The sequence below is a fragment of the Pontibacter kalidii genome (assembly GCF_026278245.1).
Classification (GTDB): Bacteria; Bacteroidota; Bacteroidia; order Cytophagales; family Hymenobacteraceae; genus Pontibacter; species Pontibacter kalidii.
The window spans coordinates 3,356,448-3,372,019 of record NZ_CP111079.1; the positions used below are offsets into that span (position 1 = coordinate 3,356,448).

The window sequence follows — 15,572 nt, forward strand, 5'->3', positions numbered from 1 at the left end:
ATTGATGCTTGAAAAAATTTAGAAAAAAAATAAAGTAGGCTGTTTGCCTTGGGCTTTATATGTAAAGAGGGGGGTGGGGAAACGATCTTTGGAGGGGTGGGGGTAGGGGCTCTCCGGTGGTGGCTCTCCTATATATACCATGGGATCCCTTTTTATTCGATACAAAAACGGCAGAATTTTCGTTTTTGCGGGGTCCATCACCTGAACATATCAACATCAAACCGAACTAAATAATCTGCCAAGTCAATCCCCTGCTGCCTGTCTGCTGCAGTCGCTCCACGCTCCAACATCTCGGAGACCATCACACTAGCAACGGCAGATAGCTCCTGCGCTTTCTCCCTCCACTTCTCTAGGCTATTCACGTCGGGAAACAGTACAACGTTCCTCCCCTTCAGGACCTGGCATTTCTCCACGGACAGGTTGTAGAGGCCACCACTGGCCAGCCACACGAATTGCGGCAAGTAGACACTCGCAATGAGGGCCGTTTTCTCACTCTCCACAACGGCAACTGTCTTCGTGGGCTCAGAGGCTAACAGGTGCTCCCCAAACAGACACTGCTGCAGGTTAAATTCACTCAACTGCAGCACACTATGCACCCAGTTGATGTGACTGAACGGCTCCTTTATCCTCTTGCCTTTCTCTGGGTCATACAGCATGACTTTTCCGGTCCTTACCTTTCCGGTAACATCGACCTGCCAAAACACCGTGGCCCCGCCCCAATGGCTGGAGGTACCGATACGGTAACAGCTAACTAAATCCTGCGCGACATCGGCTCCAAACCTACGTGTCAGATAAAACACCAAATGGTTCTCGGAGTAGCGGCGGAGGCTTTGCCTAAATATGTCTTCAGGGATATAAGAGACAGGTTTGGGCGTGTGAGGTTTGGGTGAAACGTCAACTTGCCTGTACAACTCGATGCTTTGTCCCAAGAGTGGGTTGTCCTCGAAGAACTGCTTTGGGGTGTAGTGGTAGCCACAGCTGTCTACCCGATCACACCTGCCTACACGCTCATCAAGGTAATTCCCGGTTTCCGTGTCAATATAGCGTGTGAACCTTCTGCGCGCCCCGCAACTCGGGCAGTCAAAGCGTGTTTTCCACCCCTTGTACGGCTGTAAGGTAAAGCGATAGGCTGCCATAGCAATAAATGTTTTTATTAGCCCACACATCCAACACACCCAGCACCGGATTGTGCTGGACGTGCTGAAAGTGCTGCCAGTTTAACTACTTTTCCTTATGTAGACGGCCTGTCCGTAATTCTTGCGTTCCATCTGGTAACCGGCGGCGGTAAGCCGGGCACTGAAAGTCTTTCGAGAGCAGGACTTGTAGCCACTCTCCACGCAGTAGACCCGGTACTCTGAGTACAGGGCCTTGAACGGCATACTGCTAACCATATCCGCCTTATACCCCTCGTCCTCCAGGAACAACAACACACTGTCAGACCCCTGCTTATACTGCAGCAGCTGCCTCTCCACAGCCTCGGAGTAGGTAAAACCCTTCTGCTCCATCAGCCGCCCAAGCCCCGCGAGCACCCAGTTTAGGACCCCCGACAGCTCCTGCTCAGTGATCTTCCTGGCCAACTCCTTGTCCTGCCCCTCCTCAGGCACCGTCACCTCGAAGGGCACTATCAGAAGCCGCCGGAAGAAGGCGTTGTTGTGCTCTACGTCCTTGGGCAGCTCGTTACAGTTAAAGATGAACTTGGCATAGTTGGTAATGGTGAAAGGGTCCTTATACGGCAGCCGCGCCTCCACCGGCTCACCCGAGACGAGCTGCTTGAACAGGTCAAGCTGCATCCTGCCCCCACTTATCTCACTGGCGTAGTTTAGCAGTTTATCACCGATTTTAGCGCGGTAGTACCCGCTGGAGTCTGTCAGGCTTTGGAGCGAGAAATTCGACACATTACTGGTACCCAACATGGAGTTGATGACCTCAAAGAACACGGACTTACCGTTTGCCCCCGAGCCATAAAGCAGCAGGGCCTTCTCCAGCTTTAGCATGCCTGAGGGCACAAAGACAGAGCCTATGTACTCAGCTAGTATCTTTTGCCTGTCTGGGTCCGGCTGCACCTGATTCAGGTAATTCCTAAACATCGGCGCCTCGGCCTTCGGATCGTAGGCGAAAGGCAGCTGATAGGTCAGGAAGTCTTGTGGACGGGGCGCCCGCAACACATGCCCCTCCGGCCTTATCTCTAATGTGCCGTTCAGCAGGTTCACCAGCACCACCCCCAAACGTTGCTTTGGCTTCGGCAGATTGGCTGCGGCCAGAAATTGTTTATACAGCTGCTCCTGAAAAGAATAGTGTCGGGCATCGAACTTGTCGACTCCCATCTTCTCTGCAGCCCTTCCGAGGAACACTTGAAGCTCGCTGTCATCTACCGCGCACCAAAAAGCCCCGTTATAGAGGTACACACTCCCGTTATGCTGGCATAACCCCCAACTGTTCCGGCGGGCAATACTCAGCACCTGCTCCACGCAGGCCACTAGGTAATGCTTCTTGGCGAGCTTGTCACTGCTATCATCAAGGTCTGCCAACTGCCGAAAGTCAATACGTTCTACATGCTCCAGCAGTCTATCCAGAAGCCGCTCATGCGGCACGGGCTCGAACTTGTTCTGTAGCCGCTCTACCTCTGCCTTGATTGCCTGAATGTCAAGTTTTAGGTTATCAGCCTGTGGTCGTAGACACAGGGAGTGGTATGAGGCAGTGCGCATCAAGCTGAGGTGGTTACTTGCCGGCTTCATCGCTTACCTCCTTTCCTAATTTTATTGTTGGCACTTCTAGCCAACTGCAGGTTGACCTCACAGCTAGTGTTCCTCTCCACCGTTTGGGTTTCTACCCAAGCAAGAAGTTCTTTGCGGGAAAACACTAACCGACGCCCGAATCGTTTGTGAGGGATCTCCTTGGAAGCGGTAAGTTTGTAAAGTTTAGACTTACTGAGCCCAGTAATCGCCAGCGCATCTGGTAAAGTGCAGCGGTCTGAAGACTCAGTTATTCTTGGTGTAGAGCTTTTTTCTTTTAGCTCAAGGAGCAGCGTTTCCAATCGGTTCAAACGCCTCTCGATTACTGAAAATGGATTGTCAATCATCGGCTTAGAATTTAATTTAAGCCAAAGTTGCAGAAGGTGGAACTTGCGTTTTTTGCTGAAATCTTGCAGCAAGAAAATAGCAAATTATTTAGCCTTGAGAGCCGCTGTAATTTTCCGTTTATATCCCGCTATTCGCTCCTCCTCTCCTTGCCTGGTACCATTCTGCAGCTTACCGACCCATTTATTATAAGCCTGACGTGTCCCTACATCTCCAAAGGTACTTGATAATGCCGCATGCATACTTGTTTGATTAGTAAAGAAATCTCTCCTGATAAGGCCAAGGTCTGCCAGTGCGCAGAGTAATAAAAAAAACACCTTAGGACTGGAGTTTGAATAATTTTGCAACAAGAAGCTCATTAGCTTTTGCTTTTCTTCTTCACCTTCAGTTATTATATAATCTTCAAAAGAAACAGGTTCAGGTCCATCATTTCTGTCTTTCTCTACCCCCTTATTCAAATTGGCATCTGATGCACCCCTATCTTGAAATAGGGGCATGTATTCACCGGAGATGTTATAGTCCTCCCTCCTGAGGTCACTATCATACTTAAGGCGCACAATACCGTATTTTTTAGCTATACTTAGTATCTCCGTTGCAGCCAAGCTCAGGCCACTTATGTATCCGCTATCAATAATAGTAAAAGCACTATCTCTTGCTGCAAAACTATAGTCATAATTTAGCTGCAACAACCGTTTTTCGCGCAGCATCCTAAATTGAGTTAACAGGTAACCAATGCCATTATAGTAAACTTCTTCTACGTATTGCTTAAGCGGTACCGGATGTTCTAAATTACTTAGGACAACTTCTTTAAATTCATCTAGGAACCGCTCAAGTTGGCTTCCCCTGTAGTTAATTATCTTTTCTTGGCTATAACTTTCACCATTAAGTAGCTTCTGAAGCTCCCAAAGCGCCTCTTCCTCAGAACGACGCATTAAATTAAACTGGGTAAACTTGACATCGGCAGCCATATCAAGATGCTTTCTTGAAGTTGGTGAGCAAGGCTGCATTCTTCAGACGCTCTTCTTTCTCAAATCTCGCCATATAGTTTTCAGTAGTTTTTAAGTCATTATGCCCAAGCGTCTCAGAGATATAAGCAAGATTAGCCCCTGAGCGCTTGAGTACGGTAGCATAACTATGTCGCGCTGTATAAGTACTAATACTACCAATACCCAATTCTTTACCAATACCCTTCATCTTCTTATTCATCAGGCTCGTTACGTTTTTTATGATGCGCCTTTCGTCTTCCGGGGTTTCGTCGCCACTTAGAAAAGGGAAAATGTAATCGTTTGGCTCTGCGTTGCTGTTTCCCCACTTATTGATAATAGCCTGCATCTCGGGCGTTATAACAGCATGTATTTGTTTTTTCTTCTTTGCCTTGGCTAATGTTTTCTGTCTGTAAAAGGAAATTTCCCCATTGTTGATGTTTGAGAACTTGAGCTTACATATATCCGTGATATTGGCCCCATTACAGAGGTAAGAGAAGAGCCACAGATCACGGCACCTTTCCTCTGTTTCTGTCTTACATTGATAGTCTACTATTTTGGCAATCTCTCCAATCGTTAAAGAAATGCTCCTGCCTTCGTGTTGCGGTATCTCATACTTTCCTTTCCCAAACGGGTGTTGGGAGGGTTTGATTATTCCTGCAGCCTTTGCTTCATTTACAATTACTTGCAGTGCCCTCATATACATCGATATGGTAGTATAGCTCTTATTTTCTTCGAGTAAACTCTTTTCATATCGCAGGAGCCAATCAATAGTAACCTGTGAAAACTTAACCTGCTTCCCAGCAAAAAGCTCTATACTACGCAGCGTGTACTTATACCAATCTGCCGTACTTACTTTACCATTTGCTTTCAGGCCTTCAATTTTGGCTTTGAAAGCTGTATTCAACGTATCACCCGTAGCATTGCCCAGCCGCTTATTTAATGTATCAAATGAAAACGTGTCGTCTTTAACGAGCGCTTTGACAGCATCTCTCACCTTTTCCGCTGTAACCTGCACAGAGTTTCTTATCTCAATTAACTCTCTGTTCCTAGTACTCGCCAATTTTTCCCAGTCTTCTTCAGCCAGGTATTTTCCAGTTGAGTAATATTGGCGTTGCCGCTTATAGGTAACACGTATTTTGGCAGGGAACAATCCAAACTTGTTTGCTCTCCTGGTATCCAGCATTGCAGACACCGTAATTCCGTTATCAGAGTAGTCGAACATAGGCCTTCCACAGGTAAATTGTGCACACACAATTTGCACACAGAGTTAGAAAATAACTGAAAACAGTTGATATTAGAAGAAACAGATATAGCCCTTAATGCGTTCCATTTAAGTATTTTGTTACCCAATGAAAATAGGGGAAATTATCAGAAAAAGCACTTTTCCTGCATGGCATGCAAGAGGTCATCGGTTCGACTCCGATATTCTCCACGAAAGGCAACTGCGAAAGCGGTTGCCTTTTTTCATTTTTGATCGAACCCATACTTGCCTGTGGCTCACAGCCAGAAAACCGGCCGCAATACTGCCCGTTACCAATTCTATGGATCAAGCGGAATAGTTGTGGGGTAGCTCTTCTCAGGCATAGATGTTGGCTAGTCGGAAGAGGAAAAACGTTGTATCTCTGACTCCCCTGAAGGTGGCTCTGAAGGCTTTTACCTTAGCATTGAAGGATTCGGCCGAGGCATTGGTGCTGCGGTTATTGAAGAAATTGAGGATGTGCTCATAATGATTCTGTACCGACCGGGCCACCGTGCGAAAGGAGTCTATACCGGAGGCCTCCACTTCATTGTACCAGATGGCCAGGCGCTTGAATGCCTGCTGCTTGCTTTTGCAATAGGTAAAGATCTGGCCCAGCTCCATGGCCAGGTCATAGGCCCTGCCCAGCAGCGGATACCTGTAGAAGAGCATATCGGCTCTTTCCTTTTGGGAGGCGCTCCATCTGCTTCGGTGCTTGAAGAGCAGGTAGCGGCTGCGGGCCAGCAGCTGCTTCAACGTGTCCCCGTTAGATAGTACTTCCGCGTCAAAACGCTGCCTGCTCCTTTTCGCCTGCTCTAACCGCTGGTTTTCCTCATCCAGGGCTTGCCAGCGGTACTTGATACGAAGCTCCTGCACCGCTTCATAAGCCAGCTTCTGGACATGGAAACGGTCAATGACCCGGCAAGCTTTGGGAAAGCAGCCTCTCACAGCCTTGGCCATGTCCAGGGTCACCTCCCGGACTTTGGCTCTGGCCGTCTGGGGTATGCCTTCCAGCACTGTGATAATGTCTTCTGCCTGTGTGCCCCTGACCATCGCCACCAGCGCGCCTTTTCTGCCTTTAGCGGCTTTGTTGGTCAGGATGGTGTAGAGCTCTCCATTGGAGAGGGCTGTCTCATCAATGCTCAGCTCTTGGCCAACGTTCTGGGGAAAGCGCATCCAGTCGGAGGCGTGCTCCCGCTGCTCCCATTGGTGAAAGTGGCTGGTGTGCTCCTTGTACTGCTCCTGGAGCTGTTTGCCGTCCAGGTGGAAGTAGCTGGCCAGTTGCCGGCAGCTGACGGGGGTGTTATCCAAGTGCTGCTTTTAAAAAAGCGGCGAATTCACTTGTCATTCGCGTTCCCTGTTGTACCAGTTTCCAGTCTCTGGTGATTACCTCTCCCGAGTCAGGTAAGTGCCAGCGGCGTCTTTTGATGCAGAGGGTGACCTGCTGGCCACGGATAGGGAAATCCTGCAGCTTAATCTCAGGCAGGAAACCTTTGGACTCAGAGCGCTGGCCATGATAAACTTCGGGGAGGAGGTTCTTCTCCTCCAACTGCAGCTGCAGGCCTGCCGGGCCTTGCAGGACATGTGTTACGTTGAAGTACTCCAGAATACCTTCTGGCAAGAGACAGCGGATAAGAGTGAGGTAAGGATCTTGCAAGGGAAAAGCGTGTGTGGTGAATTATACGCACGCAAAGCTGCTCTTTTTTTCACTGCCCCACAAGTTTTCGGATTGATCCAATTCTATCTCCTGACGCTTTTGCACATGCCTACAAAACAAGAGACAGGCTGCGGCTATTTCATCAGATTTAGTTTCAGAACCTTGCCGTTATCCTGATCCGTCAGCACGTAGATAGACCCGTCTGGGGCCTGCTCCACATCGCGCACGCGCACAGTCAGCGGGATACGCTCCACTTCCTCCGCCTTGCCGCCGTTTAGTTGCACCCGCACAATACCTGAGCTGGTCAGCCCGCCAATCAGCGCGCTTCCCTTCCATTTCGGATACATGCTACCTGTGTAGAAAACCATCCCGGAGGGAGAAATGGTAGGTGTCCAATGGATAACGGCGTCGGCAAACTCAGGGCGTGTGGATGGTTTGGGGATTTTGGAGCCATCGTAGTTATCGCCCCAGCTTACCACCGGCCAACCATAGTTCCTGCCAGCTTGGGGCTGGTTCAGCTCATCGCCACCCATTGGCCCCATCTCTGCGATCCAAAGGTTGCCTGTGGCCGGGTCTACGGCTGCGCTTTCTATGTTGCGGTGGCCGTACGACCATACCTCATCCCTTGCCTCCTGCTTCCCCACAAAGGGGTTATCCTTCGGCACTGTGCCGTCCGGTTTTAGGCGCACAATAGTACCCAAGTGGTTTGAAAGGTCCTGGGCGGGGTCAAACTTGAAGCGCTCGCCCAATGTCAGCACCAGGTGCCCGTCCGGCATGAACACAATGCGCCCGCCGAAGTGGTTAGGCCCCTCCACCTTCTGCTCCTGCCGGAAAATCACCTTAAAGTCCTTGATCTCGTTTCCTTCCAGCCGTCCCCGCCCAACTGCCGTGGAGGCGGTGTTGTTCTCCCCGGGCTCTGCAAAAGAAAGGTAAACAAGGTTGTTTTGCCCAAAGTCAGGGTCCAGTGCCACGTCCAGCATCCCTCCCTGCCCCTGCGCAAACACTTTGGGCGTGCCCTCCAGCGGCTCGGAAAGCTTGTTATTCTTGTCGAGTATGCGGAGCGTGCCAGCCCGCTCTGTAACCAGGAGCCGGCCGTCCGGCAGAAAAGCCATACCCCACGGATGATCCAGGTTTTGGGCCAGCGTCTCCACCTTAATATCGCCTGCCTCCGTTCTGACGGAGGATTTCTGCGCACAGGCTTGGTCTGCCATAAGCAATAAGGCTAGCATAGCCGCGGTGGCCCTCAAGAGGCGCACCAGTGTGTGGTTCTTTGTTGTCTTCATAGCCGGTAGATTTTCTTGTACTTCTTTACAACGCAGCTTAATTACCTGTTGTTATGAAATTTACATCCCCTACCCTGCCTGTGATTAGGTAGGCGAGGCTGTTGCCTTTATGCTCCCCTGGCGCTTCCGGCATTTTGCACAAGATGGGCGGCCAGCGCGCATGGCTCCCCGCAGGTCTACCCTTGCTATACACCAGGCTTGGTGCCTCAGGCCAATGCTTTCCTCCCTTCCTAAATATCGCCCTTCCTCCACTGCATATACCCTCCTTTCTAAAACAACCCTACCCCGGCCCCGTACCACATAGGACTTGTTTCACTAAAAAAGGAGGTAGCTATGGCTTTTAACTTTGAGGAGAATCAGAAGGATGCAATCAATCTGCTTAAGAAAGTAGCGGAGGAGTTGGACACAGAAGACCTGAACCAGGCGGGCCGTGTGTTCCGGGCTGTGTTGCAGGCCATCCGCGACAGGCTGCCCGTGAACGATGCGGCACACTTTGCCGCGCAGCTGCCCATCATCTGGAAGGGCATTTACTATGACCAGTATAACCCGGCCCAGGTACCCGTAAAGATCCGCGACGGGCAGGAGTGGATAGACTTTATCCGGAGCAAGAACGCCTTCGCCGCCAACAACGACTTCATCACCGACGGCGACATCATTAGATCGTTCCAGTCGGTGTTCAAGGCACTGCGCCACTGCGTTTCGGCAGAAGAGCTGCACAAGGTAAAAGAGGCCATGCACCACGACATCCAGGAATTGCTGGAAGTATAAGCCAGCCTAACCAAAGTATAAAAGGTGCCGTTTCCATACTTAGTATTGAAGAAGCGGCACCTTTTATGTATCTCGTACCATGAAAAAAATCTACATCACCCTTATCTCTATCCTTCTACTTAGCGCCTGCCGGCAGCAGGAGTCTGAACTGACCTCTGCCACTATAACGACACAGCCCGTGAGCCAGGATACGCTGCAGGACACCGTAGCGGCAGCCCCAGCAACACCTCCCCTATCCAGCTGCCAGGTAGAGGCTCCACTGCTGCTGCCCCCCGACACGGCCACCACAGACGCCGGGCTGGTGAAGTACCTGCAGCAGCTGGAGCAGGCCGTGCAGACGCAGAACGCAAAGCAGCTGCAGGAACTGGTGGACCCCAACATCAGGACTGGCTTCGATGAGAACGGCGGCTGGAGCCGCTTTGCCGGACAGTGGCACCCCGGAAACGCCAACTCAGAAGTATGGCTGCTGCTGCAGCACCTACTGCAGCTCGGTGGTGGATATCCCCTCGAGAACAACCGGGAAGTGTACGCGCTGCCTTACGTCTATAGCAACTGGCCCGATTCGATAGATGCCTTTATGCATGTGGCCGTGATAAGAACGGGGGCCATACTTCGGGAGGAGCCTGTGGCCAACGCCCCCGCCGTGTGTGCCCTTAACCAGGTGATGCTGAAGGTGGATTACGGCAAATCGTACCCGGAGGGGGCGCCGCAGAAAGAGTGGTGGCATGTGCAGAGCGCCGACGCGCAGCTGCAGGGCTACCTGCACCGCTCCGACGTGCACAGCCCGGTGGGGTACCGCGCTATCTTCAACAAAAACAAGAAAGGCAACTGGCAGATGACCGCCCTGGTAGCCGGCGACTAAAGTATAAAAGGCCAGTTGCTAAAGTATAGCAACTGGCCTTTTATACTTTCACCTGATTTATACTTATACGAACAAGCCTTCAACGGACAGGTAGCGCTCGCCGGTATCGTAGCAAAAGGTAAGCACCTTAGCGCCGGCCGGAATCTCCTCCTCCAGCTTTTTGTTCACAGCCGCCAGCGAGGCCCCGGAGGATATCCCCACAAACAGGCCTTCCTCGCGAGCGGCGCGGCGGGTGTAGTCAAAGGCTTCGTCCTGCTGCACCTGCACCACGCCATCCAGCAGCGTGGTATCCATAATGGAAGGTATAAACCCTGCCCCGATGCCCTGCAGCGGGTGCGGCCCCGGCTCTCCTCCGCTCAATACCGGCGAGGCAGTGGGTTCCACTGCGTATACTTTCAGGTCCGGGAATCTGCTTTTGAGCACTTTGGCCACGCCTGTTATATGACCGCCTGTGCCTACCCCGGTAATCAGGTAATCAAAGCCATCCGGAAAATCCTCCAGAATCTCCTGTGCAGTGGTGTCTATATGGATCTGTGTGTTGGCCTCGTTGTCGAACTGCATGGGCATCCAGGCGTTGCTGTTCTCCTGCAAGATCTCCCGGGCACGGGCAATGGCCCCTTTCATCCCCAGCTCGCGCGGGGTTAGCTCCAGGCGGGCGCCGTAGGCAGCCATCAGCCGGCGGCGCTCCACCGACATCGACTCCGGCATCACCAGGATAATATCATAGCCTTTTACGGCGGCCACCATGGCCAGCCCCACGCCCGTGTTGCCGGAAGTCGGCTCCACAATCACGCCCCCTTTGGTGAGCAAACCTTTGCGTTCGGCATCCTCCACCATCGCCAGGGAAATACGGTCTTTTATACTTCCGCCGGGGTTGCTGCGCTCTAGTTTCATCCATACTTCCACATCGTCTCTAAACAGCCTGTTGATGCGCATGTGGGGGGTAGCCCCAATAGAATCCAGTATCGTGTTGATCTTCATACTTGCTTTGCTTTATACTTTGTCAGATGGAAAAATTGATCAGGTTGGCAGGCTCCTCAGAACGGCGCACGTCTATCTGCGGGCGGTGGTATACGCGCGAGTGGGGCGGCACGCTCTCTGTGAGCCACACATTACCGCCGATGATACTATGGGCCCCCACCACCGTGTTGCCGCCCAGGATGGTGGCGCCGGCATAAATAACCACGTGATGCTCAATGGTCGGATGGCGTTTGATTTTGGCCATGGCCTTGTCTACGCTTAGGGCCCCGAGCGTTACGCCCTGGTATACTTTCACGTGGTTGCCGATCTGGCTGGTTTCCCCAATCACCACACCGGTGCCGTGGTCGACGCAGAAGTGGGTACCGATCCGGGCTCCCGGGTGAATGTCGATGCCGGTGCGGGCGTGGGCATACTCGGTGAGCACGCGCGGCAGCAGCGGCACCTGCAGTTCGTAAAGCGCATGCGCGATCCGGTACATGGCCACCGCCCTGAAACCCGGGTAGGTCCGGATCACCTCCTCTCTGCTTTGCGCGGCGGGGTCGCCCTGGGCAATGGCCTCGGCATCCATCAGCAGCAGGTCATAGATGTAAGGCAGTTCCTGCATCATCCGCTCCGACACTTCCTCGGCCGACATGGGCAGCTCCTGCTCCATACTTGTCAGGATGCGCATCATGTTCACTTTAAGGCCGCTGCTGAACTCCTCCAGCTCCTGCACCGTCTCGAAGCGCACATCGGCCAGCGGCGGGAAGAGCAGTTGCAGCACCCCTTCCACCAGGTTGCAGATAGCAGAGGCCGGCACCTGGTGCTTGGCTCGGTGGTGGCTTTTGAATAAGGTGGTTAAGAACTGGTTGTCCATGATCTTCTTAAAACGTATGTCGGTATTTCGTGTTCTAAGCTCAACAAAAAAAGGGAGGTTTTGTTAGCCCCGGGCTGCACTTACAGGCGGTGTGCAACAAAAAAAGGGAGCCTCAAGAGGCTCCCTTTCCCTTCTGCTCCTTTGGCTTATACTTCCTCGCGGCAGAACTCGATCACGTCGATGGCACCGCCGCCGCTGCGGCTGCTCTCATTGCCAAACACCACGCGCAGCTTCACCACGCCCGGCGTATCCACGCGCAGGCGGGTGGCACCGTAGGCGCCTGTTACGGGCAGCTCCATCGTCTTTAGTATGTTGCCCTCTTTGTCCAGCAGCTCCAACTTAGAACCAGCCTCCTCCTCAGTGATGTCGAGCACGTGCAGGCCCTTGAGGTTGATGCTGCCCATGGCCGAGAAATCCATCTCAATACGGCTGCCCTTGTCATACAGGCTCGTTGTCTTACCATTGCTGCTCCCCACGCTCAGCACCTGGCCCATCGGGCGCATGGCGGCCGGGCTTGGTGTCCTGAACTGCTGGTTCTTGCGGTCCGGGGCACTGGTATCGAACAGCAGGGCCGCGTTTTCCCCGGCGTAGCCACCGTTGCTTGTACGGTAGTGCGCCGCGACCCTCACCGGCGTGTTCTGGCTATAGACCGTGGTGATGGCGCCCCTGCTTGCCTCCGTAGGGGTATACTCGTCAAACTCAATGATCTCGCAGCTGGAGGGGTCGGTGCCAAAGTTCTGGCTCTGCGTCGCCGCCAGCGGCTCCGCTTCCATTTCTTCCGCTTTATCGCAGCTCATCAGCACGATTCCAAACACGCAGCAACCCAGGACATTCAAAGTAAACTTCTTCATACTACACAATTTTAATTATTCCGATATTACACATACACACATACCTCTCCCCGCTGCTCTGAGTAGAGAAGCAACAACGCCAGTATCAACAAGCAGATTTTATCTTCGGATGGGATGTAAGAGAACTATTATGTGGTGGTTTGTACGAAGCGCCCCTGGAAAAGGCTAAAATAAAGTACAATTTTTTTCTACTGATTCCCCGCGAAAAAATGATTTTTATACTATATAGACGGTTTAAACAGCAGCAAAAGCCATTTGGAGCAGGACTTGCAGGATGTGAGGATTCTCAGGATTATCATTTAGTCACGAGGTTCGCGTGTGCTGGAGCCAGTTGCGGTGGCACAGTGTAAATAGCCGTACAGGCAGGGGGCGGCCGGTCCGTACAGGTATGAACCTCAGCCCGGTCCTCTCTTGTTACGGGGCCAAAGCCAGGGAGGAAACAAGCCAGCTGTAAACGAGGCCAATCAACAGCCGGGAAGTATAGCAGCAAAAGGTTTAGCGGAGGATAGGGGGCGGCCGGCAAGTATAAACTACACGGGCAGAAACCTGATCAGCAACAGCGGTCTCTTATACCTCTTTCTCCCTCCTCACCACCAGCACCAGGTACAGAAACGCCAGCAACGAGAAAACACCCGACGCCCAGAACACCAGGCTAAAGTTGCTGCTTTGGTTGCCGTAGAGCCAGCCCGAGCCCAGTGCCCCAAAACCGATGCCCGCCTCTAGGGCGATATACATGGTGGCCATGGCGCGGCCCCGGTGCTCGAGGTGGCTCAGGTCTATCGTCCAGGCGTAAATGGTGGGGGAGTTCATACCTGTGGCTACCCCAAACAGCACCCCGGCCAGCAGCAGCCCCGTGTCCGTAGCCACCAACCCGATCACGAGCATCGCCAGTGTCAGGAGCGCGGAACTAACGCGCAGCACAGCCACGCGGCCATACTTGTCGGAGGCCCTACCGGCCAGGAAACGGATGGCCAGCGAAGAGAGCGTGAAGGAGGTGAAGAAAAGGCCTTTGTTCTGGATACCCAGGTGCGTGCTGAAATCGGGGATGATGGTGAGGATGGTGCCAAAGCTGAAGGAGGTGAGCAGCATGACCAGCGAAGGCGCCAGCACCCGCGGCTCCAGCACCTCCCGGCGGGAGATACGCAACAGGCCCAGGCTGAACTTCTGCGGCCGCTCTACCGTCTCCTGCATGTGCCAGATCACGGCTACCGACAGAAAGGCCGCTGCCGACGAAGTATAAAACATCACATCGGCGGTATACACACTTGCCAGAAGGCCGCCCAGCGCAGGCCCTGCGGCCATACCCAGGCTCCCTGAGAGCCCCAGCAGCCCCATCGCCTCCCCGCGCCGCTCCACCGGCACCAGATCGGCCACGTAGGCCGATTTACCCGTAGGCGTGAAACCCGTGGAGAAGCCGTGCACGAAGCGCAGCAGCAGGAAAGCTCCCACAGAGGCCACCAGCGGATACAGGAAGCCCGCCAGCACACACACCACACCGCCCACCACCATTACCGGCACTCGCCCGATTCGGTCAGCCAGTTTGCCGCTAAAGGGGCGGGAAAGGCCAGCCGTAAGCGCGAAAAGCGCGATGATGAGGCCTTTGTATTCCTCGCCGCCCAAACTGGCCAGGTAGTCGGGCAGCTCCGGGATGATCATGTTAAAGCTGGAGAAGAAGAGGAAGGAGCTCAGGCAGAGCAACCAGAACTGCAACCCATACACCCGCTTTGTCTGTTCAGCCATAGTCTATACTTCAGGCCGCAATTTGGCAAAGGTTTGGGTTTCGTGCTAATGAGGAGCGGAGGATTTGGGCAGAAAAAAGGTAAACCACCTGCCCCGGCAGGAGCTTCAATCCCCTTACGCGTCTGTTGTATCAGGAGGTTAGCGCCGGAAAAGTATTAAGCAGATTTCCCGTTTTAACTGAGCAAGGTTCGGTTTACATTCCCTGGAGAGCAGTTTTATACGTTGCACGCCTGCTTCCTGGGAGAGGATTATACCTGCATGGCCGGGGCGGTTGGGGACGGCTTTACGCCGTTGATCATGATGCCCTGCTCCAGGGCGGCCAAATGGATACTCCGCGACACGTGGCGGGCCACATCAGGCTTTTGTATAGCGCTCAGGCGCAATTTCGTTATACTGCCTCCCTTAAGTATAAACTTGATCACGTACTCTGTAATCTGCAGTTCCTGTATCTGCTGCCACTCCACCACTTTCTCAGCGCCCAGTAAGGTCAGGCGGTACACCATGCGGTCGGGCGTCATAGAGAAGAAGGCATCCTTAAAGTGAAGCATGTCGGTACCATAGGCTAGCGGAAGCAGGCCCAGGAGCACCATCGCGGCACTGGCCATCGCCCACCCCTCACGGAACGACTCAATCCACAGAAACTCGCGGAGCAGGGCATATGCTCCCCCCAAGACCAGGAACAAACCAATAAGAAGCACTGTCCTTTTAGTGGACCGCAGCTGCTTGCCCGGATACAGATTTACATACATATCGTTTGCCTTAGGTTATTTTAGTGGACTTGTACTCCTTTTATGCGTGTCGTATGCAGAACCTTTTCCTTTACCTGCTGCCGTATCCTGTTGTTCTGTATGTGTCCCAGGTTCACCTGATGCTCCTCTAGATTCCTTCATACGAATGGCACTTTATACTGGTTTATTTTAATATATCCAACTTTATACCAACCAAAACCCTGCTCTGCCTGCATACAGCGGGGGAGGCAGCGAGCGCCAGCTCCACTACGGGTGAGGTGCCGTCGGTAGTGCGAATTCCGGTCCAACCAAACGCTAAAGATAAAGTATGCGGGCACCAGCAGGCTTAGCAGCACCAGCACCGGGGAAAAGATCTGGGAAAAGAAAAGATACAGCAGCACGAACTGTAAGGCCATGGCCGCAAGCGCCGGCAGCAGGCGCCGCTCCGAGCTGGGTTGTATCGTATAGGCATCTTCAGAAAGGCTGATGCTGGTGTCCTGCATAGGGGCTACATCTTTTACAGTCTAAAAATATAAAAACCTCCTT

16 protein-coding genes and 1 tRNA gene are annotated in these 15,572 nt (G+C 52.9%); 3 read left to right on the forward strand and 14 right to left on the reverse strand.

Features of this window, described 5'->3' with window-relative positions:
* Positions 1–197 precede the first annotated feature (197 nt).
* The 5 genes from OH144_RS13950 to OH144_RS13970 form a co-directional block, all read right to left on the reverse strand.
* A complete protein-coding gene (locus tag OH144_RS13950; RefSeq protein WP_323134729.1) occupies positions 198–1,166 on the reverse strand; it encodes a DUF6371 domain-containing protein in 969 nt (322 codons plus the stop codon).
* 51 nt (positions 1,167–1,217) lie between these two features.
* On the reverse strand, positions 1,218–2,735 hold the full coding sequence (locus OH144_RS13955) for a DNA primase family protein (protein WP_266202860.1): 1,518 nt from the start codon (positions 2,733–2,735) through the stop codon (positions 1,218–1,220).
* Positions 2,732–3,079: a helix-turn-helix domain-containing protein gene (locus OH144_RS13960; protein ID WP_266202861.1), complete on the reverse strand. Its 348-nt coding sequence runs from the start codon at positions 3,077–3,079 to the stop codon at positions 2,732–2,734. Before OH144_RS13960 ends, OH144_RS13955 begins: the two co-directional genes overlap by 4 nt.
* Before the next feature lie 84 nt (positions 3,080–3,163).
* Positions 3,164–4,045, reverse strand: a complete 882-nt coding sequence (locus OH144_RS13965; protein ID WP_266202862.1) for a hypothetical protein — start codon at positions 4,043–4,045, stop codon at positions 3,164–3,166.
* Between the two features lies 1 nt (position 4,046).
* Positions 4,047–5,285, reverse strand: a complete 1,239-nt coding sequence (locus tag OH144_RS13970; RefSeq protein WP_266202863.1) for a site-specific integrase — start codon at positions 5,283–5,285, stop codon at positions 4,047–4,049.
* A gap of 136 nt (positions 5,286–5,421) precedes the next feature.
* Between OH144_RS13970 and OH144_RS13975 the strand changes: the two genes are divergently transcribed.
* A tRNA-OTHER gene (locus OH144_RS13975) sits at positions 5,422–5,495 on the forward strand.
* A 144-nt stretch (positions 5,496–5,639) separates the two neighbouring features.
* On the opposite strand, the gene OH144_RS13980 is transcribed toward OH144_RS13975, so the two are convergent.
* From OH144_RS13980 to OH144_RS13990, 3 genes are all read right to left on the reverse strand, one after another.
* A complete protein-coding gene (locus OH144_RS13980; protein ID WP_323134730.1) occupies positions 5,640–6,611 on the reverse strand; it encodes an ISAon1 family transposase in 972 nt (323 codons plus the stop codon).
* Complete coding sequence (locus OH144_RS13985) at positions 6,604–6,957, reverse strand: ISAon1 family transposase N-terminal region protein (RefSeq protein ID WP_456107239.1); 354 nt, start codon at positions 6,955–6,957, stop codon at positions 6,604–6,606. Before OH144_RS13985 ends, OH144_RS13980 begins: the two co-directional genes overlap by 8 nt.
* Before the next feature lie 134 nt (positions 6,958–7,091).
* On the reverse strand, positions 7,092–8,240 hold the full coding sequence (locus OH144_RS13990; RefSeq protein ID WP_266202865.1) for a PQQ-dependent sugar dehydrogenase: 1,149 nt from the start codon (positions 8,238–8,240) through the stop codon (positions 7,092–7,094).
* Positions 8,241–8,573: 333 nt separating this feature from the next.
* Between OH144_RS13990 and OH144_RS13995 the strand changes: the two genes are divergently transcribed.
* Complete coding sequence (locus OH144_RS13995) at positions 8,574–9,008, forward strand: DUF2267 domain-containing protein (RefSeq protein ID WP_266202866.1); 435 nt, start codon at positions 8,574–8,576, stop codon at positions 9,006–9,008.
* Positions 9,009–9,087: 79 nt separating this feature from the next.
* Positions 9,088–9,870 carry a hypothetical protein gene (locus OH144_RS14000; protein ID WP_266202867.1) on the forward strand — a complete coding sequence of 261 codons (783 nt, stop codon included), beginning with the start codon at positions 9,088–9,090 and terminating at the stop codon, positions 9,868–9,870.
* 63 nt (positions 9,871–9,933) lie between these two features.
* Here OH144_RS14000 and cysK read toward each other — a convergent pair whose 3' ends face one another.
* From cysK to OH144_RS14030, 6 genes are all read right to left on the reverse strand, one after another.
* Positions 9,934–10,851, reverse strand: coding sequence for a cysteine synthase A (gene cysK, locus OH144_RS14005; RefSeq protein ID WP_266202868.1), 918 nt, complete (start codon positions 10,849–10,851; stop codon positions 9,934–9,936).
* 22 nt (positions 10,852–10,873) lie between these two features.
* On the reverse strand, positions 10,874–11,707 hold the full coding sequence (epsC, locus tag OH144_RS14010) for a serine O-acetyltransferase EpsC (RefSeq protein ID WP_266202869.1): 834 nt from the start codon (positions 11,705–11,707) through the stop codon (positions 10,874–10,876).
* Between the two features lie 146 nt (positions 11,708–11,853).
* On the reverse strand, positions 11,854–12,558 hold the full coding sequence (locus OH144_RS14015) for a hypothetical protein (RefSeq protein WP_266202870.1): 705 nt from the start codon (positions 12,556–12,558) through the stop codon (positions 11,854–11,856).
* Positions 12,559–13,125: 567 nt separating this feature from the next.
* The gene (locus tag OH144_RS14020; RefSeq protein ID WP_266202871.1) at positions 13,126–14,298 is read right to left on the reverse strand and encodes an MFS transporter; all 1,173 of its coding nucleotides are present in this window, start codon (positions 14,296–14,298) and stop codon (positions 13,126–13,128) included.
* Positions 14,299–14,546: 248 nt separating this feature from the next.
* Entirely contained in the window at positions 14,547–15,047 is a 501-nt protein-coding gene (locus OH144_RS14025; protein WP_266202872.1) for a hypothetical protein, read from the reverse strand.
* Between the two features lie 137 nt (positions 15,048–15,184).
* The gene (locus OH144_RS14030) at positions 15,185–15,529 is read right to left on the reverse strand and encodes a hypothetical protein (protein ID WP_266202873.1); all 345 of its coding nucleotides are present in this window, start codon (positions 15,527–15,529) and stop codon (positions 15,185–15,187) included.
* Positions 15,530–15,572: the final 43 nt, after the last annotated feature.

Bases quoted from the DNA above. Each gene is read 5' to 3' on its own strand.
- cysK (WP_266202868.1), bottom strand. From the start codon at position 10,851: ATGAAGATCAACACGATACTGGATTCTATTGGGGCTACCCCCCACATG.
- OH144_RS14015 (WP_266202870.1), bottom strand. From the start codon at position 12,558: ATGAAGAAGTTTACTTTGAATGTCCTGGGTTGCTGCGTGTTTGGAATC.
- OH144_RS13960 (WP_266202861.1), bottom strand. From the start codon at position 3,079: ATGATTGACAATCCATTTTCAGTAATCGAGAGGCGTTTGAACCGATTG.
- OH144_RS14020 (WP_266202871.1), bottom strand. From the start codon at position 14,298: ATGGCTGAACAGACAAAGCGGGTGTATGGGTTGCAGTTCTGGTTGCTC.
- OH144_RS13970 (WP_266202863.1), bottom strand. From the start codon at position 5,285: ATGTTCGACTACTCTGATAACGGAATTACGGTGTCTGCAATGCTGGAT.
- OH144_RS14025 (WP_266202872.1), bottom strand. From the start codon at position 15,047: ATGTATGTAAATCTGTATCCGGGCAAGCAGCTGCGGTCCACTAAAAGG.
- OH144_RS13965 (WP_266202862.1), bottom strand. From the start codon at position 4,045: ATGGCTGCCGATGTCAAGTTTACCCAGTTTAATTTAATGCGTCGTTCT.
- OH144_RS13950 (WP_323134729.1), bottom strand. From the start codon at position 1,166: ATGTGTGGGCTAATAAAAACATTTATTGCTATGGCAGCCTATCGCTTT.
- epsC (WP_266202869.1), bottom strand. From the start codon at position 11,707: ATGGACAACCAGTTCTTAACCACCTTATTCAAAAGCCACCACCGAGCC.
- OH144_RS14000 (WP_266202867.1), top strand. From the start codon at position 9,088: ATGAAAAAAATCTACATCACCCTTATCTCTATCCTTCTACTTAGCGCC.
- OH144_RS13955 (WP_266202860.1), bottom strand. From the start codon at position 2,735: ATGAAGCCGGCAAGTAACCACCTCAGCTTGATGCGCACTGCCTCATAC.
- OH144_RS13990 (WP_266202865.1), bottom strand. From the start codon at position 8,240: ATGAAGACAACAAAGAACCACACACTGGTGCGCCTCTTGAGGGCCACC.
- OH144_RS13995 (WP_266202866.1), top strand. From the start codon at position 8,574: ATGGCTTTTAACTTTGAGGAGAATCAGAAGGATGCAATCAATCTGCTT.
- OH144_RS14030 (WP_266202873.1), bottom strand. From the start codon at position 15,529: ATGCAGGACACCAGCATCAGCCTTTCTGAAGATGCCTATACGATACAA.